Source organism: Nocardia sp. CA-135398 (genome assembly GCF_050955845.1).
In the GTDB taxonomy this organism is placed as follows: Bacteria; Actinomycetota; Actinomycetes; order Mycobacteriales; family Mycobacteriaceae; genus Nocardia.
Genome location: NZ_CP192084.1, coordinates 3,326,759 through 3,350,658, shown reverse-complemented (window position 1 = coordinate 3,350,658; position 23,900 = coordinate 3,326,759). Strand labels below are relative to the sequence as shown.

Genomic DNA, 23,900 nt, shown 5'->3' with positions numbered 1-23,900 from the left:
CGTCATCGCGGAATGGTGCTCCTCCCGAGGTCGGGCGAACGGTTCGCCCAGCGGTCGCCCGCCACATCACCCATGGCTTCATCGGCTCGGTTCAGCGGCGCGGTCGCCGCGCGGGCCACGCCGATCGCACCCGCCGCCCTCGACGCACCGGACGGTACTCCCGCCCCGCCCTGCGGGACGGAGGCGCGCGGAGGTCCGGCCGCGGCCGCTCCGCCGCCACCGCCGCCTCCGCGTGGCGGGACCGGGCGCGGCGCGCCACCGCCGCGCGGACCGCCCGCGCCACCAGGCGGACGCGGACCGGCGGAGGTGCCACTGACGTAACCCGCCGAACCCGGTGCGGCACCCCTGACCGAAGTGGCCTTGGTACCCATTGCGCCCAAAGCGCCGACCGCGAGCAAGGTTCCGCCCGCCGCGGTGAGACCGGAACCGCCGCTGCCGACGATCGCGACCGCGGGCGTGACCAATCGCATCAGCGCGGGCAGCACGAACGCGACGCTGCACAGCAGCACGATGGCGACCAACATCCGTTGTGCCTGTTCGCCTTCGGGCAGTCCGCCGGTATCGGTCAGCGAATCCACGTGGCCCGCGGTGGTGAACGCGATCATGTAGACGATGGCCGCCACCGGCTTCCAGAGCATGAACGCGATGATCCAGCCGATCAGCTTCTGATACGACTGTTTGCCGATATTCATCCCGGATGCGGCGGCGGCCAATGGCAGTACACCCGCCGCGATGATCAGCAGACCCTGACGCACGATGGCGAGCACGATCTGCGCCAGCGCACCGAGCAGTCCGACGATCGCGATGATCAGCACCAGACCCGGCGAAAATGCCTGCAGCTTACTGGTTTTCACCATCAGCTCGGCCAGATCCTTGGCATTGCCATTGGTCGAGTCGTTGATGATCCACTCGGAGAAGCGATCCGAGGCCTGAGTGCCCGCGACGATGACGGCGCCCAGCATCCAGGAGCTGAAAACCACTCGAGTGAACATGCGGAACGATTCGGCCGCCTCGTTCATGACGGCACCGCGTCTGGCCTCGGCCAATCTGGCCCCGGACAGTATCACCGAGGCTATGAGCAGCAATATCTGCGCTTGATAGGTGTAATCGTTGATCTTGACGAACAACGAACCCGAATCGCTGGCCGCCTCGTTGGGGACCTTCATCCAGAAGGTCAGCGCGAGGATGATGGCCTCGCCGAGGCCGTTCATCAGCGAATCGACGACCTTGCCGAAGGTCGAATCCCAGGCCTTGTCCTTGACCGCGTTCGCGGCGCTGCCGGGGTGCGAGGCGGCATTGCCCGCCTTGCATACCGCCGACGCGGCGTCACCGAGGGAAACGCCGGGCAGCCCGACATTGTCGAGAGTGTCGTGCAGTTCGTTGCACGTATCGTCGAAACCGTACGTCTGGCCATAGGCCACCGTCGGCGTCGCGATCATCACCGTGAAGATGACCGCGAAAATCGTGAGTACTCGCCTCACCATTGTGTCCACCCCTCGATGCTTCGCAGGGAATCGATCTGGACTTGCTGCTGTCCGCTCACCGCCGTGAGCTTCCAATCGCCGTCGCGCCATATGACTGCCAGGCGCATGCCGACCCATGTTGGTTGGCCATCAGCTGTTTCTCGGGCCTTTCTCGCAAACTGGATGATCGCGGAATCTTCGGTATAGCTCTCGATTCGGAACGCATCCGAAGCGAACAACAGGGGTCTCAACTTGTCCGGCAGTCGATCCGAGACCTTGCCCTCGGCCACGAGTCGGTCGTAGTCGGCCAGGTATTGCGGGGTGACCTCGACCAGCCGCAGCAGCAGATCGCGATCACGCGGGTTGGCGTTGGTGCGCCAGTAGATCTGTTCGGCCGCAAGGGCAGCGCCCTGCGGTGTATGGGCGAATCCGACGGCGGCCTTGCCATCGATACGCGCCGGGCCGTCCGAGGTGGAAAACCGGACCACGGGTCCGCCGAAAATCCGCTGCCACACGCCTTGTCCGATAGCGGGCTGCGGTGCCGCGGTCTGCCAGTTCGGTGCGCCCGGCTGCTGCTGCAGCGCCGGATTCTGTTCCAGTGCAACGCCGATGCCATTATCGGGCACATCCACTCGACGGCCGAACATATCGGCTTCGGGGTTGCCGAAGCCCGACGCCGCTGTCTCGGGCACATGCTCCGAACTTGTGCCCGTCTTGGAAACCTGGTCGCCGCCGACGGCGTTGTCCCGCATGGCAATCACGGTCACCAGGACCGCGACGACTACCGCGAGCACCGCGCCGACGCCGAGCAGCGCCAGCGGCGAACGGTGCTGTGCCCGACCCGATCCGGGCCCTGGCCTCACCATTTCGTCCACCCGTTCAATGATTCGACGTACTCGGTCTGCGTGTTGTTGGTGGTGGCGGGCTTGAGCCGCCAGTCCCCGGCATCCCACACCATGACCAGTCGCAGGGCCGCCCATAGCTGTTTCCCGTCGACCACGGGCCCGCGCGACGCCAGCTGGATGATCGCCAGATCATCGGCATAGTTCTCGACCTTGAACGCATCCGAGGCGACGAAATACTTGGTCACCTTTTCCGGCTGCTGTTCGGGGAGCTTGTCCTGGGACAGGGCCTTATCGTAGGCGGCGATCTGCTGGGCCGAGACGCGGACCTGGCGGACGTAGAGGTCGCGGTCGGCGGGGCGGGCGTTGAGGCGGTAGGTGATCTGGGCGGCCGCGAGCACCGCGCCCTGCGGGGTGTGCGAATAGCCAACGGCCAGACCGTCTTCGATACGGGTCGGTCCGTCGGAGGTGGAGAACGGAACCGAGGCACCGTAGACCCGCTGCCAACCGTGCGGTGCGGTGGTGCCCTCGGGCGCCGCGGTCAGCCAGTCCGCGTCCGATGGCCTGCGCTGCCGGGTCGGATCCTGCGGAAGTGGTTGTCCGGCAGGGTTGTTCGGGATATCGACGCGCCTGCCGAGAATATCCACCTCGGGAGTCGCGAAGCCCGCACCGCCGGAAGTGGCCGCGGCGGCGGCCTTGTCGCCACCCGAACCCGAGTCGTCCCGGCTCACGTACACGAATACGCCGACGACCACGATGAGTACCAGCACGGCAGCGGACGCGATGGCACCGAAGGAGACGCGATCGCGCGCGTACGACTCCTTCTCACTCACTTCGGCGCCTCCAATTTCACTATGTCCGTGGGTAATTCATCGACCGCCTCGATGGGCCGAGCGGTCGAGTCGGGATCCGGCAGTCGTAATCTCCAATCGTTGCCGAACCATTCGACAGTGGTGTGGTTCACCGCCTTCGAGCTGTCCGAATATTCGGTATAGACATCGACGGCGGAGGCCGCATCGGTATAGCCGGTGATCTTGTATCCGAGCACTCTCGGCGCGTATTCGGGCACGGCCGGACCGGTGATCGAGAGCTGCACCCGATTCACCGCCCACTCGTCTCTGGCCTTGTTCGGCACCACCTCGTGGCGCACGATATCGGCCCATTGGCTGTCGGCGGCCACCGACAAGCGCACCGTGTGCACGATCGCGGCGAGCGCAGCACCGATCGGCGAATGCTCGAAACCCGTTGCGGCACCGTCGGATATCTGCTTCGGCCCCTGGTCGGCACTCGGCAGTGGCACGCCCTGGAACGGCTGCCACCGCACGTGGGTGGGTGCGGCCGAAAGATTCGGACCGGAATCGCCGTCACCGCCGCCGCAGCCGACCGCCGCGAGCAGCAGGGCAGCACCGAACGCACCGGCGGCGGGCTTGCCGATGCCGCGCCGCCACGCGCCGGGGTACTCCCGCACAACTGTGGAAATCATCCCAGGGCCGTCCCCATCCCCGTTCACGCCGGCAGGAACGCCAACGCGATCCCCGAGGCCGTGCTCGCCACAGCCGCCCCGAGCAGACTCATCAATACGCCGTGCGAGGCGTCGTTCATCGCCAGGTCGCTCCGGAACGCGATCCACAGGCGGCCCGCGGACACGATCATCCACGCCAGGCACACCAGCAGTACGAACCAGAGCAGCCAGTTCAGCAGCTGCATCAGCGGTTGCAGCACTTCGGCGGGCATCTGCTTGTAGGCAAGCAGGTCCGTCGCCGACATTCGCACGGTAGCCATCGCCGACATCAGGTTCCGATGACGGCGTTCATGATGGTGCCCGCGCTCGTCGCGACGACGCCGCCGATCATGGCTCCGGCCACCATCTTCGGCGATTCGAGCCCACCACCGGTCCACTTCTCCCACGCGAATTTGCCACCCGCGTAGGTGATTCCGCAGATACCGGAGAGCAACACGAACCAGGTCAGGTAGCGGACCAGCTGCAGGATCTTCTCCGAGCCGGGAGGCGCCTCCGGTGTCGGGTTACCGACCTGAGCCAGGACAGTGCCGTACGTGTCGTGCACGGCAAGGAGAATCATGCTCATCGGCTGCCTTTCTTGGTTGTCGCGGTCAACGGTGGCCCTCCTCGAAAGATGCACTGCTGTCCAGGTTTTCGCGCACGACCGCAACGATATCGGCCCCGAGCTCCCGGATCTCGAGCGGAACCTCCTCGAGCGGGTCGATCCTTTTCTTCTTCTGCGGTATCTCGTCGCCCGGGGTCCAGATCGGCAGGGACTCCGGTTCGACGAGGGTCCATTCCTCGTACCACGGAACCTGCCAGACCTGACCGGCAAGGGAACCGACCACATCACGGTAGCGCCGGATTTCGGCGGGCATGCGGCCCGGACGGGCAGCAACAGTGATCAGTCCGAGGACCTCACTGGACCCGGCGAAACCCGAATGATGTTGGCGCAGAAGATCATGTGCGCGGGTGAGTCCGGCGATGGTCTCCCTGGCCACCAGGACGACGAAGGGCGATTCGTGGTCGAAGACGCCGGGCCAGCGGCGGCCCGAATCCGCCGCTGGCGCGAGCACACGCGCGAGGCTACTGGCTCCGGCACCGCCGTGCACACCTAGCAGCCACCACAGCGGCGCGCGGCCGACGCCGGGTACGGGACGGTCCCAAATGGGCGCGCGACGGGACTCCGGTGGAGCGACCACACCGGCCTGGGCGGCTTCGGACTGGCGACGAAGTTTCATGGCGGCCGTCATGATGCCACTCCGGCGAGCAGCCGCCCATAAGCCCGGCGCGTCTCCGAAGCCAGCGATGCGTGGCGAACGAGTTCACCGCGCGCCAGATGTGGATCGTAGGGGATCTCCCTGATGTCACGAACCCAGCCAGAAAGGTGTTCGCGCAAATGGTCGGCAACATGAGAGTCGGCGCCGGGAAGTTGGTGCGAGACAACGATCGTGGTGTCGCCGACGATGCCACCGCCCTGACCCTCGGCCGAATCACCGAACTGGTCGTCGAGCCATTCCAGGGTCACCCGCAGTCGATTCGCGGCATCGGCGCGCGCCGGAATGGCAAGTACCAGAGCGACATCCGCGTCATCCAGCAGGGGCCGCAGCTGCCGCCCGGCAATCGGGTTGCCGCCGTCGTAGATCGCGGTGTACCCGGCGTCATAGATCGCCCGCGCGACTGTGAGATATGTGGCACGCCGACGCAGTGGCGCGGCGTCGCGCCACAGCAGTCCGATGCCCGAACTCGCCTGCGACAGACACTCCTTCAGCGGCGCCGGTTCATCGTTGCCGCGGCCGTACAACCACGATTGCAGGCTGATCGGATGCAGGTGCTCATCGGCCCCGCGCAGCGCCAGATCGCTGCCCGCCGCCGTGGCGTCCACCGCCACTGTCGATGTGCCCGTCGTGGCGAGTTCACCGGCCAAGCCCAATGCCGTGGTGGTAGTTCCCGCACCACCACAGCCACCGACCACCAGAATCGAACGCTGCGCCGGGTCAGCGGATTCGCTATCTCCGCCCTTACGCCGCAGACGCACCACCGGAGCCTTCGAAGGCGCGTGCCGGTCCGACGAATCACCCGCATCGGGCGCCTCGTCGAGCCAGCGGCTCCAGTCGTCTCCCATCGCTATCAGCTCTCCCTATTCATCCGGCCGCGACGCCCGAGATGAGCGTGCGACCGTCGACCACCACCGTGGTGACGGTCTGCTTGTTGTACGTGGCGGGCGCGCCGCCGGGTCGGTACTCGGTGACCTCGACCGAATACCGGTCGTCGGTGATCGTCTGGATTCGCACGCAGTGCGTGGTCCCCAGCGGAATGGTGTCGATGCCGTGCTGGATCACCGTGGCCGAGGAGATATTCGAATCCGGCGCGACCACCGCCCGGACTCGCTCGCCGGAGCGTTCCACGTAGTAGGCGTATTGGAACGCCAGGATCGCGTCCGGTCCCGAATCGGTGCCGCCGTGTTCGGCGCTGCGCACGATGCGGTCACCGCGTTCGGTCGGGCAATCGGCGATGCCACGGGATTGGACACTGCCCGCGGTGAATTGCATCGAGGGCACGACCGGCGCCGCGGCGCGATCACCGGACGAGCGGAGGAGGAAAAACGCGCCCGCGGCGGCCGCGGCCAACAGCAGCACGGCCACGACGAGCACCGCGACCACCCGGGCCCGGCGCGCGGTCGGATGATCGCGCGCCTCTTGGCGCAGTGCCCGCGTCACACGGGTCGACCGTTCGCGCGGAGCGTCGTCGTACTCGTGGTCGTCGTCCTCCGGCCACGGGAACTGTACAAGTTCGCCGTCGCGCGGACCGATGTAGTCGTCGTCGGGTCCGGGGGCCCGTCCGGCCACCCAATCCGACCACCCACCGGTGAATTCGCTGCGATTGGAGGCCAGATCGGCGGGCACCTCGTTGCGCGCGCGCACCTCGTCGGGATCCTCTTCGCGAATGTAGTGCGGAAACCGGGGCGCACCGTCCTCGTCACCAGGATCCCGCAGTCCTGGTTCATCGGGGTTCGGGGCCGCTATCCCCGTCTCCGGCTCCAGCGCGCCGTACCAGCGCGACAGCTGTTTGTACGACTTCAACATTCCCCCATTCCCGCAGAGCAAGGCACATGCATATCGGACCCTCTCTGCGATCAGTTCGTGGAGAACGGGTAGGTGTTGTTCACGGTGCCGGGTACTACGGTGGGCGGAGTCGACGTCACGCCGCCGGATGAGGCGCCATCGGCTCCTGTCCCGAACGGAAATTGTCCCGTACCGGACGAATTCGGCGTAGTCGACGCGCCGGAACTTTCTCCGAAGAATCCGGTGGTCGATTTTGTGCTGCCACCGATAGGCACCGCTCCGCTGCCGAATTTGTCGGCAAGATCATGTGCCGCCGCGGCGAACCAGTCCGCGACGAATCGGGTGGGCGCAGCACCGGTCGCGGTGACCGCCGTGGTGCTATAGGCGCCGTGGCGTTGCACGGTGTCCCAATACCGCACCCAGGTCGTCACATTGAGCAGTTCGCTGTTATCGGTGATGTTCTGTACCACCGCGTCGAAGGCCTGGGTAACCAGTCGGGCACCGGTCGTCGGTGGCACCAGCTGCGCAATCGCGCCCAGCAATTTCGTGCCGAACAGCAGGATTCCGGAGACCGGATCGGTCAGCCCCGCGGTGGCCAGTTGGCTGATATTGGCCGAGTTGATGACCGACTTGACTACCGTCACGACCGAATTCATTCCGATCATGCCGACCTTCAGCAGCGCCTGAAGTGCCGCAGGAATATTCAACGGCGTGCGCGGATCGGCAGCATCGGCCAAGCGCTGCGAAATCGACTTCTGCGGTGAAATCGACAAATTCGCGAGTGAGTTGCCATGGACATCTTCGTTGACGACTTTGCTGGCGGTCTTGATCGACGTATACGCAAGCGCCTGGGAAATCGACACCAATGACGCGATCGGATCGCCACCACTCAACTTCGACTGTCCGGCAATGGACGCCACTGCCTTCAGAATCGGCGCACCCTCCGGTGCGTCGCACGCGAGATCGCCTGCGGCACAGAAACTCGCGACACGTCCGGTAAGCGCGGCGAAATTGGGGGCCTTATCGCGTTCCGGTCCGATACCGCCGCCGCTGGCGGGCTCCTGCGGCAGTGCCGCGATGGCGGCGATCCGATCCCCCGACGTGCCCGGCGCGGGATCGGGGGTCGCCTTGCCCGGCGAGCCGGGAAATAGCGGCGCACCGGGATTGCGGGTCGGATCGGCGAACAAGGCGACCGCGGCCACCTTCTCGGGCGGGATCACCCCGTGGCCTTGGCCGACCTCCTGGGCGAACATCGAGGCCACATGCGCGCCTTGCGAATAGCCCACGATCGCGAAGCGGGTCTCGGCGCAGCGGGCCGCGACATCCTGGGCCATCGAGCGCAGCCGGAGTAGTCCGCCGATCACCGACTCCGCATACGACGCCGTACCACCGGCGGTCGCGCCGCCGAAGCCGGATTCGTATGGGACATAGGCGCGGTCGAGCAGACCGGGATCGGCCTTGGCCAGCATCGGCATGAAAACCGTGGAGAGCATGCCGGTGTCGGTGGTCGGTGCGGCATCCGGTGACGATTCGCCGGTGCCTTGAATTCCCAAGGCGTACAGTGCCGGACAGGTTCCGATGGTGATGTTCGTCGTCGGCCCCGCGGAATCGGACGGTTCCGCTACGGCAGTCCCCGCGGTCGCCACAGCAACGGCGAATGCGACCAGCATTCCCGAGATCCGTGCCGTGTAGCTCATCATAGCGATCCACAATCAATTCGTGTTGCTGCAGCTAACCTAAACGCCATGAAACGCAATAGACCGTAACAGATTCCGGCTCTTACCGGAGCTTCGACGAAAAGTTTGCGCGAACCGCCGAGTGGCGCATGGCGGTTCACGGCGTGCCATCTCGAATTATCCGACAAGTTTCCGACGACGGAAATCACCCCGCAACCGGTGGGCGACCCTTCGGCGATTCGAATCATCAACCTGGACTTCGCATTCCGGCCAACACCGGACCACACGGACCCACGACCGCAACAGGCAGGCTGTCCACCAGCGTGAGCCCTGCCTCGGACGCAGCAGACGCCGGCTATGTCCAGCGAGGTTGACGGGGGTCTAGGTGGCCGAGGTCACCCGGTAGACGTCGTAGACGCCCTCCACATTGCGCACCACATTCAGCAAGTGGCCGAGGTGTTTCGGATCGCCCATCTCGAAGGTGAACTTGCTGATCGCCACCCGGTCACCGTGCGTGGCGACCGAGGCGGACAGGATATTCACCTTTTCATCGGCGAGCACCTTGGTCACATCCGAGAGCAATCGGGTGCGGTCGAGTGCCTCGATCTGGATGGCGACCAGGAAGACCGAGGACGGCGAGGGCGCCCACTCCACATCGATGATGCGTTCGGCCTGTTCACGCAGCGAACCGGCATTGGTGCAGTCGGTGCGGTGCACGCTCACCGCGCCGCCGCGGGTCACGAAGCCCATGATCTCGTCACCGGGAACCGGGGTGCAGCACTTGGCGAGCTTGGCCACCGTGCCCGAGGCGCCGGGGATCAGCACCCCGGCATCACCGGTCACACGCTGACGGCTCGGCGTCGTCGACGGGGTCGAGCGCTCGGCGAGCTCGTTCTCCACATCACCGATGCCGCCGAGTTGCGCCATCAGCCGCTGCACGACGTGATGCGCGGACACCTGATGCTCGCCGACGGCCGTGTAAAGCGTGGAGATGTCGGTGTAGTGCAGTTCGTGCGCGACGGCGGTCATCGCGTCCACGCTCATCAGCCGCTGCAGCGGCAGCCCGACGCGGCGGACCTCCTTGGAGATCTGCTCCTTACCGCTTTCCAGGGCCTCTTCGCGGCGTTCCTTGGCGAACCACTGCCGAATCTTGGCCTTGGCGCGCGGGGAGACCACGAAGTTCTGCCAGTCGCGGCTGGGTCCGGCGTTCTGTGCCTTCGAGGTGAATACCTCGACGACCTCACCGTTTTCGAGCTGACGCTCCAGTGCGACCAGGCGGCCGTTGACCCGCGCGCCGATGCAGCGGTGTCCGACCTCGGTGTGCACGGCGTACGCGAAATCGACCGGGGTCGACTTCTGCGGCAACGTGATCACATCACCCTTCGGGGTGAACACGAAGATCTCCGGCGACTTGAGATCGAAGCGCAGCGACTCCAGGAATTCGGCCGGGTCGGCGGCTTCGCGCTGCCAGTCGAGCAGCTGCCGCATCCACGCCATATCGTCGACTTCGGTGGAGTCGTTGGAATGCTTGCCGCGGGTTTCCTTGTAGCGCCAGTGCGCGGCGATGCCGAATTCGGCGGTGCGGTGCATGTCCTGGGTACGGATCTGCACCTCCAGCGGCTTGCCGTCGGGGCCGACGACCGTGGTGTGCAGCGACTGGTAGACGCCGTAGCGCGGCTGGGCGATGTAGTCCTTGAACCGGCCCGCCATCGGCTGCCACAGCGAATGCACCACACCGACCGCCGCATAGCAGTCGCGCACCTCGTCGCACAGGATGCGGATGCCGACCAGGTCGTGGATGTCGTCGAAGTCCTTACCCTTGACGATCATCTTCTGATAGATCGACCAATAGTGCTTGGGGCGGCCCTCGACGATCGCGTTGATCCGTGACGCCGCAAGCGTATTCACGATCTCCGCGCGCACCCGCGCCAGGTAGGTATCGCGCGAGGGCGCGCGGTCGGCGACCAGGCGCACGATCTCGTCGTACTTCTTCGGATGCAGGATCGCGAACGCGAGGTCCTCGAGCTCCCATTTGACCGTGGCCATGCCGAGGCGGTGCGCCAGCGGCGCGATCACCTCGAGGGTTTCCTTGGCCTTCTTGGCCTGCTTCTCCGGCGGCAGGAAGCGCATGGTGCGCATGTTGTGCAGGCGGTCGGCCACCTTGATCACGAGCACACGCGGGTCGCGCGCCATGGCGATGATCATCTTGCGGATGGTCTCGGCCTCGGCCGCCGCACCCAGGTTGACCTTGTCGAGTTTGGTGACGCCGTCGACCAGATGCGCGACCTCGGCGCCGAAGTCCTCGGTCAGCTGTTCGAGCGAGTAGCCGGTGTCCTCCACGGTGTCGTGCAGCAGCGCCGCGACCAGCGTGGTGGTGTCCATGCCGAGTTCGGCGAGGATATTGGCCACCGCGAGCGGGTGGGTGATGTAGGGGTCACCGGATTTGCGGAACTGGTGGGCGTGGCGCTCGTCGGCGACGTCGAAGGCGCGCTGCAGCAGCGTGAGATTCGCCTTCGGATACAGCTCGCGGTGCACGCTGGCCAGCGGTTCCAGCACCGGTTTGACCGCCGCGATACCGCGCTGGCCGGTCATGCGCCTGGCCAGGCGGGCGCGCACCCGCCGTGAGGCGGAGGTCGGGACCGCGGCCGCGGTTCCAGGCTGACGCGCCGGTGTGGCATTGCCGCTCACCTGCGGTTTCGGCGTCGTCGCAGCGGGGGTGGCCGCACCATTCGATTGCGGGGCGCCTGCCGATTGCTCGACATTCGCCTCGCCCAGATGCTGAGTCATGCCACCACCTCTCCACGCCGCGATCGGACCACAGTATCCGACCGCTGCAACCGCCCAGACCACAACTTTAGTCCGAGCGCAGACCACCTGCCCGTTCCGAGGTTGCCGAGTCGGAAATGCCCGGTTATGCGGGTGGATTGCGGCGCTGGCGATCGTATGCGGCGGCAAGGATCGGAGCGTGGGTGCGCTATCGACTGGTGACGGGTTCGACGGGCTGACGGATGCGCGACTGTCCGTCGAAGTCCGGGTCGAGCGGAGCGCGGAAGATATCGAGGACTGTCGGGGTGATATCGACCAGGGAGAAGCTGGAACTGGTCGCGCCCGCGACGAAGTTCGGGCCGCGGGCGATGACGAAACTGCTTGTCTCGTCGGGAGTTTGGCCGCCGTGGCCGCCTTTGGGCCGGTGGCCGTGGTCGGTGGTGACCAGGATCGTCCAGCGCTCGGCGGGATTGGCGCGGGCGCGGGCGTCGACGGCGTCGACTATGCGGCCGACAAGGGCGTCGATGCGGGTGACGGCGTCGCGGTATTCGCTGGACGCGCCGCCGTGCTGGTGCCCGGCGCGGTCGACCTGGTCGAGGTGGGTGAACAGGAAATCCGGGGCGTATTTGGTGATGGCGGTGACGACGCTGTCGGTGGTGGCGGCGTCGGTGGCGCTTTCGTTGTCGTCATCGGGGACGAGCGGGGTGGACATGACGACGTCGGCGCGCGGATCGCCGCTCGCCGACATGGTCGCGATCTGATCCCAGGTTGCGATGGACTGGGTTTTGAGGGTCGGATCGTGACGTTCGAGTCGGGTGAAGACCGTGGGGCATTTCGCGAACGGGGTGGCATCGAAGTTGTTGTCGGTGATGCCGTGTTTGCTGCCCCAGACGCCGGTGAGCACGGTGGCCCAGGACGGGCCGGAGATGGAGATATGCGGGGCGATCGAGCTGCGGCCGAGAGTGCCTTCGGCGCTGAGCCGCAACAGGTTCGGCGCCCGCACCTCCTCGATCTTGCGATACATCGTGCCGTCGAGTCCGATCAGGACGACCTTGTCGGCTTGGGTGACCGCCTGTGCGCGGCCGGTGGTGAGGACGGTCGAAACGGCCGCGGCGGCAACGGCACCGGACAACAGTTGCCTGCGTGCGAGGGACGTGGTGGCTACGGTTCGCGCGCTCATATCCCGAACGATCCGGTACGACAGTGCCTTTCGGTAGCGCACCGAGTCAGTGTTCATGGATGTTTCACCGGTCTCGCCATCGCCGGTCGCCTTGCTGAACAACCACTGAACTTGCGATAGCGCATAGCTATTCACACTGCTCACGTGTGTGTATCGGTGAGGTGAACAGCAGAAGCCGGGTCAGTGGGAGCGGCAGCTTTCCCGACTACCCTGGCACGCCCGATCACGGCAGCGCCGAGCACCGTGGCCGGAGGGCCGGTGGACGCATTGTGCGGTCTGCTATTCGTCAGGGGCGAAGGCCCAGACGGCGGCGGGGCGGCCGGTGGCTTTGACGCGGCGGCGTTCGGTGGTGCGTGCCAGGCCGGGGATGGCGGCCAGGGTGCGGTTCAGGTTCGCCGGGTCGGGGCGAGCGCCGAGGACCGAGGAGCTGAGTTCCACCGCGCGGGTCGCCGGGAATTCGTCGCCGGTGAGAGCTCTGGTGAAAGCCATATCCTTCCAGAGCAGGCGGGCCAGCAGGCCGCGGGCGGCATCGACGATGCGATTGTGGTCGAAGGCCAATTCGGGCACCGCATCGAACGAAACCCATTGCGCGGGACCCTCATGCGGTCCGACCACCGCCCACATGGCGATCGATAGGGTCGGCCCGCGCGGGTCGCGATTCGGTTCGTCGAAGGTCACCAATTGCCCGACCGCCCCGATCGCCGCCTCCGGCACGCCCAACTTGGTATGCACCGCCCGCCGCGCCGCCGCGATCAACCGCTCCCCGCGCCCGAGCAGCACCCCCGGCAATGCCAAATGCCCGGTGAACGGCTCCATCTCCCGCGCTGCGATACCCACGCTCACCTCGGCATCGTCGGCCCAGAACCGCAATGCCACCACATCGACCGAAACCACGGATTGCTCCACGCGACCCCATCCTGCCGCACCCTGCCCGGCTCGCACCGAGTGGCACACCAACGAAGTGCTAGGCGGCGGCGACAACCCGGGCCGGGGTGCGGTCGCGACGGTCCGGGCCGTCGGCGGTCAGGACTATCGGGGCACCGAGTCGGTGTTCCAGCCACGGCACCGGATCGGCTGGCACGGCAGTCAGGATCGGCTCGGCCGTGGTCAGTAGCGCGGTGAGATCGCGTTGGTGATCGAGGTCTTGCCAGCGGCCTGGTTCGAGGCGGTCGACGACCCCCTTGGGTGTCGCGTATCCCGTTGCGGCGTAGTCGGTTCCGGGCGCGTCGAGATGGGTCAGGGCGAGTCCGTCGATGCCGCCGGAGACTTCGATGGCATAGCGGAGCAGGATGGGGTCGAGCTGACCGCGACGGAATTGGCCCTGGTAGGGGCCGGTGGTGTTGTGCGGTTCGGGGATGGTCATCGTGCGGTCTTCGGTCGGGAACGGGCCAGCGCCGTGGCGGGTCATGTAGGTCCGGGTGACGCCGAGTGTGTACGCGGGGGCGTCGATTTCGGTGAGTAGTGCCCGGGCATTGCGTGGTTCGACGGTGGACCAGGTGGTGTGCGGGTGGAAGCCGCGCCATTCGTCGAGGAGAACACCTTGTGCACCTTCGAAAATCAGGCGGCCGCGCCGGGCCAGCCGCGCGAGTTCGGCGCCGTCGACTATGCGCACGGCGGCGGCGAATTCCCGATACATATCGACCAGATCGCGAATCGCCTCGTAGCGGTGCGCGCTCGGCGCGATCAGCGGTCCGTAGTGTGCCGCCATCGCCTGCAGCTTGACGTACAGGACGTCGGGGCGCAGGCAATCCGAGACGGTCGGCGCGTCGTATTCGAGTGCGTAACGGGCGGTTTCGCCGATGCCGCGGCCGCAGGAACCGTGCCGTGCCGAACCCCTCGCATCCTCGCGGGCACGGTTGGCGGCGATATGGATCGGAGTGGTCAGCAAAGCGCGACCGTCGATCCGTAACAGCGACAGCGGGTCCGGCACACCGAGTGCCGCCAGCTGTCGCGATTCACTCGCCAGTGCGATCGGCTCGACCAGCATGTGCCGCGAGAGCAGCGTCGGCACACCGCAAAATGTTCCGGACCCGAACTGTGCGAAGGTGTGATGCCGACCGTCGGCGATCACATTGTGCGCGGCCTGCGCGCCGCCGTTGAACCGCACGACCGCCGATACGTCCAGCCCGGCCTCCGGCGAGCACAGCCAATCGACGGTCGCTCCCTTCCCCGCATCCCCGAAACCGAGGTCGAGCACGATGATGTGCGACTGAATCACCTCTCACCCCTTCCAATGATCGTTCCGAGAGCGCGGTCGGTCCGCCCCCGAGCCGGATTCAGCTCCGACCGCGTGACAGGGCACGAATGCTCGGACCCGCCTTGACACCCAAAGCCTTTCCGACCGAATCGGCCTCCGCCACCGACCCCACATCACGCAGATCAGCGAGTCCGGCGTGCATGTCGACGCGGTCTTCCGCCAGTCCGATGGTGAGCGCGATGAGCTCGCAGACCGCGGCGGGATCGTCGAGCTTCATGAAGTTCTGGCCGAGCAATTCCCGCCAGTGCTCGGCGATCTCGGGATCGTCGAAGTAGCTCGACTGGTTCGGCAGGATGTAGTACACATGCCAGCGCTCGGACAGTTCCCGATAGATCGAGCCGACCTCGATATCGGTGCGCACGTGATCGCCGATGACGCCGCGGATGTGCCGCCCCGCCAGTTTCGCCTTGTTCAGCTCGTCGCCGATGATGAACAGATAGCCGCGCTTGCCGCGCCGCTCCCACGCGTCGGTCGTGACATGGGTGGCCATGAAATACGCGGCCAATTCATAACTTTCGGACTTCTGTCCGCCACCGCCGCCCTCCAGCAGGATATTGCGCAACTGCTCGTCCATCCGGTTGTCGGATTCGAACTGCCCCACCTGCAGCGGCACGCGGTCGGTATCGGCGTCGCCGATGGCGCCGAACATGATCTGCGGATCCTCCGCATAGCCCTTGCGCTGCAGCAGCCTGTGCAATTTGCCGAGCTTGTCCTGCATGATCCGCGGCACCCGGCCCATTGATCCGGTGACGTCGAACAGCACCGCGATCGGCAGCGAGTTGCCGTGCTCGGCCGAATCCCGGCATTCGCGCACGGTGACGCCGAGCGGTTCGAGCGCGGGATGCGCCCGCCAATCCGAATACGGTTGCCCCTGCATCTCGGCGGTGTATCCGAAGGCGTCCAGACCTCGACTGGCGCGGAAGGTCTTGGCCGCGCGATAGGCGGTGTCGTCCCAGTGTCCGTATCCCATGTCGGCACTTCCTCTCGTGAATCTAGTTTTAGTGTAGAAGACTAAAACTCTGATCGTCAAGAGTTTCCAATGGTCGAGACCAAGATCATCGAACTTGCGGGATCCGCTCAGGCGTCCTGCCGCTCGCGCTTGCGTGCCTCACGCGCCAATGCCCGGTCGCGCTGCTCCTCGAACCTGAGCACATCCTTGCCCAGCTGCTCCAGGAATAAGCCGAGTTCCTCGCGTGCCTGTTCACCGCGGGCACCGAAGTCGTTGCGCTCGAAGATATTCCACTTGCGCAGCACCGGTGTGATGACGTCCTCGAGGTGCTGGCGCAGATCATAGATACCGTGTTTGGCCATCAGCACGCTGTTGCGACGCCAGTTCGGCATGCCCGCACCCGGCATCTGGAAGTTGCGGATGATCGCCGAGATCGCTGCCAGCGCTTGGTCCGGCGCCAGATCGAGGGCCGCACCGCAGAGGTTGCGGTAGAAGACCATGTGCAGGTTCTCGTCGGCGGAAATGCGCTGCAACATCCGGTCGGCGACCGCATCGTTGCAGACCCGGCCGGTATTGCGGTGACTGACCCTGGTCGCCAGTTCCTGGAAGGTCACATAGGCGACGCCGGGCAGGAATCCGTTGTCGTCCACCCCGGTCGGGTGCTGCACCCCGGCTGTCATGCACACCATTCGCGCGTGTTCCAGCGCTACCGGGTCCACCCCGCGGGTGACGACGAGATAGTCGCGCATGACGGTCCCGTGCCGGTTCTCCTCGGCGGTCCACCGCCCCACCCAGGTGCCCCATGCGCCGTCCTGAGAGAAGGATTCGGCGATCAGTCGGTGATAGGACGGCAGATTGTCCTCGGTCAGCAGATTGGTCACCATGGCGGCCTTGGCGATTTCGCTCAACTGGGACTGCGCTGGCTCCCAATCGATTCCGCCCATCTCGGCGAAATTTCGGCCCTGGTCCCACGGCACGTAGTCGTGCGGGTGCCAGTCCTTGGCCATCGATAGGTGACGGTTGAGATTCTGTTCGGCAATGGGTTCGAGTTCGGTCAACAACTCCAGCTGGGTCAAAGTATGTGTCACGATCTGGTTTCCTGTCATCGGATCAGGGGTTCTCTTCCAGAGTGCCCCGATTGCCGGGCCGCCGAAATCCCCTGCGGCGAATTCGTTCACCAGAGGCATGGCTCCCTACTCGCTGATCGCGAAGACAGGCCGACACGGTATCGACGGTGGACGGCGCGGCGAGTACCGAGTCTGCTGTGCATCGCTGGCCCAGGCACCCGAGGGTGCTGACACGTGAACCGAGCCGGCGATTCGGTAACGACGCCAGCTCAGGAGGCCGACACCAGAGCCGCCGCGCCGACCGTTTCGACGATGCAGTAGAACCAGTTGGGGTAGAAGGCAACTCGGTCATCGAGCACTGCGGATATGATGCGGCCCAATGCCATTCCGCCCAGCGCGACCCCGATGGTGATCATGATTCCGGTGCGCAGCGGTCCATCCTGGGTTGCCGCGACCGCCAGCATCGCCGCCATCGCCAGACCGAATCCGCCGTAGACCGCGCGCACCTCGTAGCGCGCCTCGGGTTGCTCGAGGCGAATGCCGAACGGACGGGTCAGCGCCGCGGGGGTGGCGAGGGCATAGACCCCCATCGCGAGGAAGAACACGGCGACGATTGTGTTGACGACGATTGCCAAGGGAACCTCCTGTACGAGACGGAAGGCAAGCATCCTCGACCGGGCGCGCACCCGCTTCCACAAACGTGCGGTCAGTCGCCGTGGTACTGCAGCGAGCGCCAGGCCTCGATAGCCCAATCCAATTCCGTCCCGGGAACACTGATCGTGACCAGCAGCAACTCACCGTTGCGGCGACTGGCGATCCCTTGCACGCCGACCTCGGCACCGTCCTCGGAGGGCAACCACCATCCGTCACCGGGACCGCCGGTCACCGGTTCGCCGCGATGACCCGCTGTCGCATTGGCGCCGTATTGCAGCATCGCGGCCGGTGGCGGCCCGGTTTTCGGGTCACCGACGCGCAGGATGGTGATCTCGATCTGGCGGGTGCCGTCCCAGGCCCACCACCGATCGCCGTCCCAGCCATAGGTGAAATCGCCGGGAATCCGCAGGCTCCACCCCGAGACCGGAGTGGTGTGCACCGGGCGGCGACGGTAGCCGAGCGGCACCTGGTCCGCGGCGGCGGCCCGCGCGGGCAGGTCGGCGGGCGCCCCCTCCGCGGTGGCGGCCGAATCCGCGAGCAGCAGCCGTAATTCGTGCCAGGCCGCCCACGGCAGCTCCAGCGCCGCGTCGAGCCGGTGCGCCTCGGCGAGCAATGCATCGGCTTGGTGCAGTGCGGGCGTGTCATCAGCGTCCGATGGTGCGCGCCACCGCACGTCGTTCCACATGATGCCCATCGCGGTGTTGCGAATGGTCGGTGCGGTCCAGCCGTCCTCCCACCACGGGAAAAATGCGCGCGCGGCCGCCTCGTCGCCATCACGGACCGCCTGGAACCAGTCACGATCGCGCGGCCCCAACCAGCTCGCGGCCAGTCCGTCATAGTCGAAACGGTCACTGCCCAGCGACAATCCGATCGAAACCCAGGCGTCCTCCGCAGGAACCTCGGTCAGCACCGTCTCCGCGAGACTGCGAATCCACATCAGATAGTCGCGTTCGACCTCGGCGCGGTCATCGCCCAAGCCGAGCGGATCCTCGGTCCCCTCGTCCCACACGATGTCGAATCGCCGACCCATTTCGTGCAGTACCGCCGCCACATGCCGGTGATAGCCCGGCCCGGCCGACGCACAACCCGCGCTCACCACCACCTGACCGTGCGCCGCGCGCAGATCGACCGGTTCGGCCGCCGGATGCAGCACGGCAAGCAGGCGATCTCCGGAGACTTCCACTGATTTCCGCAGCGGCGCGGATGTGGCGGTCCAGTCGACCCGCGCACCGGCGGGGCCGGTCCGCAGCCACTCCCCGACCTGATCGAGGAAGTCCGCGCCGGGCGCGCGGCAGACCCCCGCCGCGTGCAACTCGATTCCCATGGATACACATCCTTGTGTCCGCGTTCCGGCGGCGAAAGTCAGGACCCTACACCTACACTGCGGACGTGGACCCGTTGACGCGGATCCGGGCGATCTGCCTGGCACTGCCCGAGAGCAGCGAGCGACTCGGTCACGGCCGCCCGAATTTCTTCGTGCGGTCGAAGACGGCGTTCACCATGTATATGGAGGATCATCACCGCGAACCGGGTGCGACGATCTGGTGTCCGGCGCCGGAGGGGGTGCAGGCCGAACTCGTCGATGCCGAACCCGAACGGTTTTTCGTACCACCGTATGTCGGGCATCGCGGATGGATCGGCGTTCGGCTCGAGGTGGATCCCGACTGGGCGGAGATCACCGAGATCATTCATGACGCATACCGCAAGGTCGCACCGAAACGGCTTGTGGCCCAGATGGACTGACCGGCTACTGTTCGACGAGCCGACGACAACTGTCCCGACCGCCGGGCAGGCCGGCCGTATCGAGCCAGCGTTCGAGTTGGCCGAGCTGCCACAGATCATCGATCTCCACCAGCACTGCGAGGAACGACAGCTGGGCGGCGGATAGCTCCGATCCGACGCCGATCGGATCCGGAAAGGCTCTGTGCAGGAAGGAAATACAGTCGTAGTGCACCGTACTGGGATTCGCGGCCCAGGCCGCTTCGATCGCGGCGGGCAGCAGCGTCTCGAAATCCTCTACGCGACTGACGAGTTCGCGGATGACATCGTGGCGCAGCCAGCCCTCCTGTCCCGGCAGATGGCGATCGAACCACCGGTCGATGACCTCCGGGTGCTCCAGTGCGGCCAGCAGTTCGTTGGTGGCGCGCCGCTCGTGGGCGAATGCGGGGGCCAGCGCGGCGCAGGTGCGCACGCCGGGATGGGCATCGGCGAGCAGTTGCTCCGGACGACCGCCGTTGAGGCCGGAAATCCGTGCGGCAGTGGCGCGTTCGACCGGATCCGACATGGTCGGCGCGATCTCGTCCAGCCGCCGCAGCAGCGCGACCCGCTTCTCGGCATAGGCCGGATGTGTGGTGAGTTCGATCAGCGCCCGCAGTGCGGCCATGCGCACCGTCACATCCGGATCGTCGATCAGCGGCTCGACCGCGTCGATCACACCGGGAACGACCGCGCGACAGGCGATCTCGTCCCTGGCCCGCATCGCGGCGCGGAATACATGGTCATCGATGGCCGCCAACAAGCCCGGTGGCGTCGGAACATGCTCCACCAGAAGGGCGTTCGCGGGATCGGGCCCCAATTCCAGTAGTCCGGCGCGCCGATTCGCTTTGACGCGCTGCAGATCCGCTTCGGTGCGCTCGGGTGGGTAGGCCTCGGCATACAGCTGCTCATCGGAGATTCCCGAACAGCACCCCTGCGCGAAGACCTCGAGGTAGTCCAGCAGCGCGACGCGCAACGGGCGCGGCCCCGGATCCCACGGCAGGATGTCCTCGAGCTTCATCTCGGTGTGCGGACGCGCCAGCAGTTCGGCCACGATCGCGACGAACGGCGCGGTCGCGGAGTACACGCTGCCCTGATGTAGTAGCGCGGCGTCGAGATAGCCGACCGCGTCGACACAGGCCTCGGCATCACCGTCGATCAGCGCCCGCAGGTGCGCCGGGGCATCCGCCGCCGGGCCGTAAGCATGTTCCAGCTCGGCCCAATCGACATCGGCTATCGCCCGCAACACCGGATCCATCGGATTGATAATGCTGCAGCCGAGCACGTCCATCAACTCGAGCGAAACACTTGCGTTACCCGGAGCGAGCTACGGTGCCGGTTCCAGACGATCGCCGATCAGCATGGTTCCCGGTCCACGCTGGGCACCCGGACCATGCCGCCAGTACACGTTGTCGGCGGTGATCGGCGCGCCGCATTCGCGGCAGACCACCACCCCGGAGGTCGGATGTCCGCAATCGCGATGCACGACCAGCGCGGGCGGGCCCGCGGACCCGGCGAGCCATTTGTCGCCCCACGAGATGAGCATCGTGAGCACCGGATACAGATCGCGTCCCTGTTCGGTGAGCACATATTCGTGGCGCACGGGATTCGTCTGGTAGGCCTTGGCCTCGACGATCCCGTACTGCCGCAACACGTCCAGACGCGCGGTCAGGACATTGGTGGCGATGCCCAGATCACGCCGGATGTCCTCGAACCGGTTCACTCCGACGAACAGGTCGCGCAGGATCAGCGGCGTCCATCGCTCCCCGACCACGTCGAGGGTTCGCGCGATCGAGCACACAATATCGGACATGGCTGCTTTGGGCACCCGCCCATCGTAGTCCATTGCTTTTTGCAAGTGACTCCGATACGTTGCGAAACGTCGAAAGACCGAACGCGAAGGAGTGATCGAGACGATGTCGGATACTGTGGAGCGGTTTCGCGAGGCAACCGAGGCCAGCGATTTCGATGCGCTGATGACGACCCTGGCCCCCGACGCCGAGTTCACTTCGCCGGTCTCGGGCAAATTGGTCTTCCGAGGTCACGACGATCTGCGCATTCTGCTGACCGCGGCGTACGGGAGCCTCGACCGACTGCGCTGGACCGAGCACATCGGCGACGGCGCGCGCCGAGTTCTGCTCGCCGAAGCCGCCGTCGGACCATTCCGGATGACCGAGGCCATGATCCTCGAATTGGCGGCCGACGGTCGCATCCGCCGCCTCGAACCGCACCTGCGGCCCTGGCTCCCGCTGACCCTGTTGGCCGTGAAGCTCGGGCCGCGCCTGCTTCGTCATCCGGGCGTCATGCGGCGCGCGCTATCGCGTTTCGACCAGCCCGTCGCCGGCTAGTTCGAGACGCCTGGTCACCCCGATATCGTCGAGGAAACGGCGGTCGTGACTGACGACGATCAGTGCGCCCTCGAAGTTGGCCAGCGCCTGGGTCAGGTGCTCGAGGCTGGGCAGGTCGAGATTATTGGTCGGCTCGTCCAGCAACAGGAGCTTCGGGGCCGGATCGGCGAGCAGGAGCATGGCCAAGGCCGCGCGCAGACGTTCACCGCCGGACAGGGCCGCCGCCGCGACATCGGCATCGCTGCCGCGGAACAGGAAGCGGGCAAGTTGGGCCCGGATCTGTTCGGCGGCCGCATGTGGTGCGGTCGCGGCGACGTTCTCGAAGACCGTGCGCTGCTCGTCGAAGATGTCGAGGCGCTGCGGCAGTACGCGCCACGGCACCTGCGGCGGTTCGGCGGCGATGCGGTGCAGCAGAGTGGTTTTGCCCGCCCCGTTGCGGCCGGTCAGCGCGATCCGCTCCGGACCGGAGACTCGCAATGTCACCGTCGGACCGCAGGCCAGTTCGACCTCCTCGAGATCGATGACGTCCTGGCCCGGATAGAGCCGGGTGCCCGGTAGATCGATCCGGATCCGTCGGTCGTCGCGCAAGAGATCCTCGGCCTGCTGCAGCTGTTCCTTCGCGGTGTCCAGCTTTTCGATGTGGTTATTGCGCAACTTGCCCGCCGACACCTGGGCTGCCCGTTTGCGTGCCCCCATGACGATCTTCGGTTCGCGCTTGTTCTCGAACATCTTCTGTCCGTACCGCGCTCGGCGATCGAGTTTTATCCGGGTCTCGACCAGTTCGCGTGCCTGTTTGCGAACGTCGCTGCGCGCGTCCCGGATCGCGGCGCGTGCCACCTCCCGTTCGGCTTCGATGATCCGCTCGTATTCGCTGAAATTGCCGCCGAACAAACGCAATTCACCCTGGCGCAGTTCCGCGATGGTGGACATTCGCTCCAGCAGCTCGCGGTCGTGGCTGACGGTGAGGACGGTTCCGGAGAACTGGGCGATGACCTCGTAGAGACGTTGGCGGGCAACGTGATCCAGATTGTTGGTCGGCTCGTCGAGCAGCAGCACGTCCGGATCGCGCAGCAGCTCGGCGACCAGGCCCAGCAGCACGGTCTCGCCGCCGGAAAGGGTTTCGAGGCGGCGGTCCAGCTGTTCGGTGGAGTCGGCGAGGTAGTGCAGGCCCAGTCGACCCAGCAGCGCGATGGCACTCTCCTCGACATCCCACTGCGCGCCGACGATATCGAAATCGGACTCCTCGCCGATACCGGATTCGATGCGGTGCAAGGCCTTTCGTGTCTCGGCGATGCCGAGCACCGCGTCGACGCGCTGACCGTCGCCGAGACCGAGATCCTGGCGCAGGTACCCCAGTCGCCCGGTGACCGTGATCGAACCGCGCGTCGGTGTCAGCTCACCCGCGATCAGCCGCAGCAGGGTGGACTTGCCCGCGCCGTTGCCGCCGACCAGGCCGAGGTGGCCCGGGCCGAGCACCGCGTCCAGTCCGTCGAAGACGGGGGTGCCATCGGCCCAGGAGAAAGTGAGATCGGAAAGAGACAGATTGGTCATGTGGACCCCAGAGGTTGCACGGGAATGCGGCGCACAGGATGCGGGCCGCCCGAGTGGCTACCTCATGAGAGCAACGACATGACTCCGATCAACGGGGATAAGACTCGTCTAGATTAACCACATCCATGGGTGTGGTGCCACTGATATTCCGATCACATGTGCTGTGCGGAATGCCGCAGCGACCGAGTAACCCACCTCGACTACCCGGTCCGCGCCGCTGACGAGCGACCTAGACTCGCACCACCGAGCTCAACGGGTAATCGCCCTGGCGATCACGGCCATTGAGGAAACCCAACTCCAGAACGACTGCGGCCGCGACGATTTCGGCACCGGCGGTCTGGAACAGATCCGCGGCGGCGGCCAATGTGCCGCCCGTGGCCAGCACGTCGTCGAGCAGCAGAATGCGCCGACCCTTCAGGTCGACCCCGTCGGCGGGAATCTCGAGCGATGCGGTGCCATATTCGAGGCTGTACTCACGCGAGATGACCGGGGGCGGCAACTTCCCGGCCTTGCGCACCGCCATGACACCGGTGCCCAGCGTCGCGGCAACGCCCGCTGCGATGATGAAGCCGCGAGCGTCGACGCCCGCAACCAGGTCGGCATCGGGCGCGCACGCCGCGAGGCAGTCGATGACGGCCCGGAAACCCTCCGGATCGGCAAAAACCGGCGTGAGATCGGCGAAGCGAATGCCGGGGGAGGGGAAATCGTCGCGCCAGCGGGTCAGGCGTTCGACCAGTTCGGCCGCCTTACCTGTCCGCTCGGCTAGGACGTCGTCAGATTCCACCGCCGCATGCTTGCTCATCGACACCTCTCCATGATCACTCAC

Annotated in this window: 24 protein-coding genes; 2 read left to right on the top strand and 22 right to left on the bottom strand. The window is 66.0% G+C overall.

From position 1 onward, the window contains the following. Positions 1-2: 2 nt before the first annotated feature. From ACQP1T_RS14825 to ACQP1T_RS14740, 18 genes are all read right to left on the bottom strand, one after another. Positions 3-1,484 carry a hypothetical protein gene (locus ACQP1T_RS14825; protein WP_433760773.1) on the bottom strand — a complete coding sequence of 494 codons (1,482 nt, stop codon included), beginning with the start codon at positions 1,482-1,484 and terminating at the stop codon, positions 3-5. After that, complete coding sequence (locus ACQP1T_RS14820; protein WP_433760772.1) at positions 1,478-2,338, bottom strand: hypothetical protein; 861 nt, start codon at positions 2,336-2,338, stop codon at positions 1,478-1,480. The genes ACQP1T_RS14825 and ACQP1T_RS14820 overlap by 7 nt, the downstream gene beginning before the upstream one ends. Then, entirely contained in the window at positions 2,323-3,138 is an 816-nt protein-coding gene (locus tag ACQP1T_RS14815) for a hypothetical protein (RefSeq protein WP_433760771.1), read from the bottom strand. Before ACQP1T_RS14815 ends, ACQP1T_RS14820 begins: the two co-directional genes overlap by 16 nt. Beyond that, positions 3,135-3,788, bottom strand: coding sequence for a hypothetical protein (locus ACQP1T_RS14810; protein WP_433760769.1), 654 nt, complete (start codon positions 3,786-3,788; stop codon positions 3,135-3,137). The genes ACQP1T_RS14815 and ACQP1T_RS14810 overlap by 4 nt, the downstream gene beginning before the upstream one ends. A gap of 23 nt (positions 3,789-3,811) precedes the next feature. Next, the gene (locus ACQP1T_RS14805) at positions 3,812-4,072 is read right to left on the bottom strand and encodes a hypothetical protein (RefSeq protein WP_433760768.1); all 261 of its coding nucleotides are present in this window, start codon (positions 4,070-4,072) and stop codon (positions 3,812-3,814) included. A gap of 23 nt (positions 4,073-4,095) precedes the next feature. Next, positions 4,096-4,392, bottom strand: a complete 297-nt coding sequence (locus ACQP1T_RS14800) for a hypothetical protein (RefSeq protein WP_063043704.1) — start codon at positions 4,390-4,392, stop codon at positions 4,096-4,098. 25 nt (positions 4,393-4,417) lie between these two features. Then, positions 4,418-5,059 carry a hypothetical protein gene (locus ACQP1T_RS14795; RefSeq protein WP_433760767.1) on the bottom strand — a complete coding sequence of 214 codons (642 nt, stop codon included), beginning with the start codon at positions 5,057-5,059 and terminating at the stop codon, positions 4,418-4,420. After that, entirely contained in the window at positions 5,056-5,931 is an 876-nt protein-coding gene (locus tag ACQP1T_RS14790; RefSeq protein ID WP_433760766.1) for a MinD/ParA family ATP-binding protein, read from the bottom strand. Before ACQP1T_RS14790 ends, ACQP1T_RS14795 begins: the two co-directional genes overlap by 4 nt. 19 nt (positions 5,932-5,950) lie before the next feature. Next, on the bottom strand, positions 5,951-6,892 hold the full coding sequence (locus ACQP1T_RS14785; RefSeq protein ID WP_433760765.1) for a hypothetical protein: 942 nt from the start codon (positions 6,890-6,892) through the stop codon (positions 5,951-5,953). Between the two features lie 50 nt (positions 6,893-6,942). Beyond that, positions 6,943-8,571: a cutinase family protein gene (locus ACQP1T_RS14780; protein ID WP_433760763.1), complete on the bottom strand. Its 1,629-nt coding sequence runs from the start codon at positions 8,569-8,571 to the stop codon at positions 6,943-6,945. 357 nt (positions 8,572-8,928) lie between these two features. Next, entirely contained in the window at positions 8,929-11,334 is a 2,406-nt protein-coding gene (locus tag ACQP1T_RS14775) for a RelA/SpoT family protein (protein ID WP_433760762.1), read from the bottom strand. 187 nt (positions 11,335-11,521) lie between these two features. Then, entirely contained in the window at positions 11,522-12,493 is a 972-nt protein-coding gene (locus ACQP1T_RS14770) for an alkaline phosphatase family protein (protein WP_433760760.1), read from the bottom strand. Between the two features lie 279 nt (positions 12,494-12,772). Further along, a complete protein-coding gene (locus tag ACQP1T_RS14765; protein WP_433760759.1) occupies positions 12,773-13,399 on the bottom strand; it encodes an NUDIX hydrolase in 627 nt (208 codons plus the stop codon). Positions 13,400-13,457: 58 nt separating this feature from the next. Continuing rightward, complete coding sequence (locus tag ACQP1T_RS14760; protein WP_433760757.1) at positions 13,458-14,711, bottom strand: adenylosuccinate synthetase; 1,254 nt, start codon at positions 14,709-14,711, stop codon at positions 13,458-13,460. Positions 14,712-14,769: 58 nt separating this feature from the next. Continuing rightward, complete coding sequence (locus ACQP1T_RS14755; RefSeq protein ID WP_433760755.1) at positions 14,770-15,720, bottom strand: hypothetical protein; 951 nt, start codon at positions 15,718-15,720, stop codon at positions 14,770-14,772. A gap of 107 nt (positions 15,721-15,827) precedes the next feature. After that, positions 15,828-16,787 (bottom strand): acyl-ACP desaturase, encoded by a 960-nt coding sequence (locus ACQP1T_RS14750; protein ID WP_433760753.1) that lies wholly within the window; start codon positions 16,785-16,787, stop codon positions 15,828-15,830. A gap of 248 nt (positions 16,788-17,035) precedes the next feature. After that, positions 17,036-17,401 (bottom strand): DUF4345 domain-containing protein, encoded by a 366-nt coding sequence (locus ACQP1T_RS14745; RefSeq protein WP_433760752.1) that lies wholly within the window; start codon positions 17,399-17,401, stop codon positions 17,036-17,038. Positions 17,402-17,472: 71 nt separating this feature from the next. Continuing rightward, positions 17,473-18,744, bottom strand: coding sequence for a hypothetical protein (locus ACQP1T_RS14740; RefSeq protein ID WP_433760750.1), 1,272 nt, complete (start codon positions 18,742-18,744; stop codon positions 17,473-17,475). A 65-nt stretch (positions 18,745-18,809) separates the two neighbouring features. On the opposite strand from ACQP1T_RS14740, the gene ACQP1T_RS14735 reads away from it, so the two are divergent. Continuing rightward, complete coding sequence (locus ACQP1T_RS14735; protein WP_433760749.1) at positions 18,810-19,163, top strand: MmcQ/YjbR family DNA-binding protein; 354 nt, start codon at positions 18,810-18,812, stop codon at positions 19,161-19,163. A gap of 4 nt (positions 19,164-19,167) precedes the next feature. Here ACQP1T_RS14735 and ACQP1T_RS14730 read toward each other — a convergent pair whose 3' ends face one another. Both ACQP1T_RS14730 and ACQP1T_RS14725 read right to left on the bottom strand, forming a co-directional pair. Continuing rightward, positions 19,168-20,466, bottom strand: a complete 1,299-nt coding sequence (locus tag ACQP1T_RS14730; RefSeq protein WP_433760748.1) for a HEAT repeat domain-containing protein — start codon at positions 20,464-20,466, stop codon at positions 19,168-19,170. Between the two features lie 36 nt (positions 20,467-20,502). Continuing rightward, complete coding sequence (locus tag ACQP1T_RS14725) at positions 20,503-21,003, bottom strand: winged helix-turn-helix transcriptional regulator (RefSeq protein WP_433760746.1); 501 nt, start codon at positions 21,001-21,003, stop codon at positions 20,503-20,505. An 88-nt stretch (positions 21,004-21,091) separates the two neighbouring features. Between ACQP1T_RS14725 and ACQP1T_RS14720 the strand changes: the two genes are divergently transcribed. Next, a complete protein-coding gene (locus ACQP1T_RS14720; RefSeq protein WP_433760745.1) occupies positions 21,092-21,523 on the top strand; it encodes a nuclear transport factor 2 family protein in 432 nt (143 codons plus the stop codon). Here the strand turns inward: ACQP1T_RS14720 and ACQP1T_RS14715 are convergent. Both ACQP1T_RS14715 and ACQP1T_RS14710 read right to left on the bottom strand, forming a co-directional pair. Further along, a complete protein-coding gene (locus tag ACQP1T_RS14715) occupies positions 21,491-23,074 on the bottom strand; it encodes an ABC-F family ATP-binding cassette domain-containing protein (RefSeq protein WP_433760744.1) in 1,584 nt (527 codons plus the stop codon). The genes ACQP1T_RS14720 and ACQP1T_RS14715 overlap by 33 nt on opposite strands. Positions 23,075-23,303: 229 nt before the next feature. After that, on the bottom strand, positions 23,304-23,876 hold the full coding sequence (locus ACQP1T_RS14710; protein ID WP_433762204.1) for an adenine phosphoribosyltransferase: 573 nt from the start codon (positions 23,874-23,876) through the stop codon (positions 23,304-23,306). Positions 23,877-23,900 lie beyond the last annotated feature (24 nt).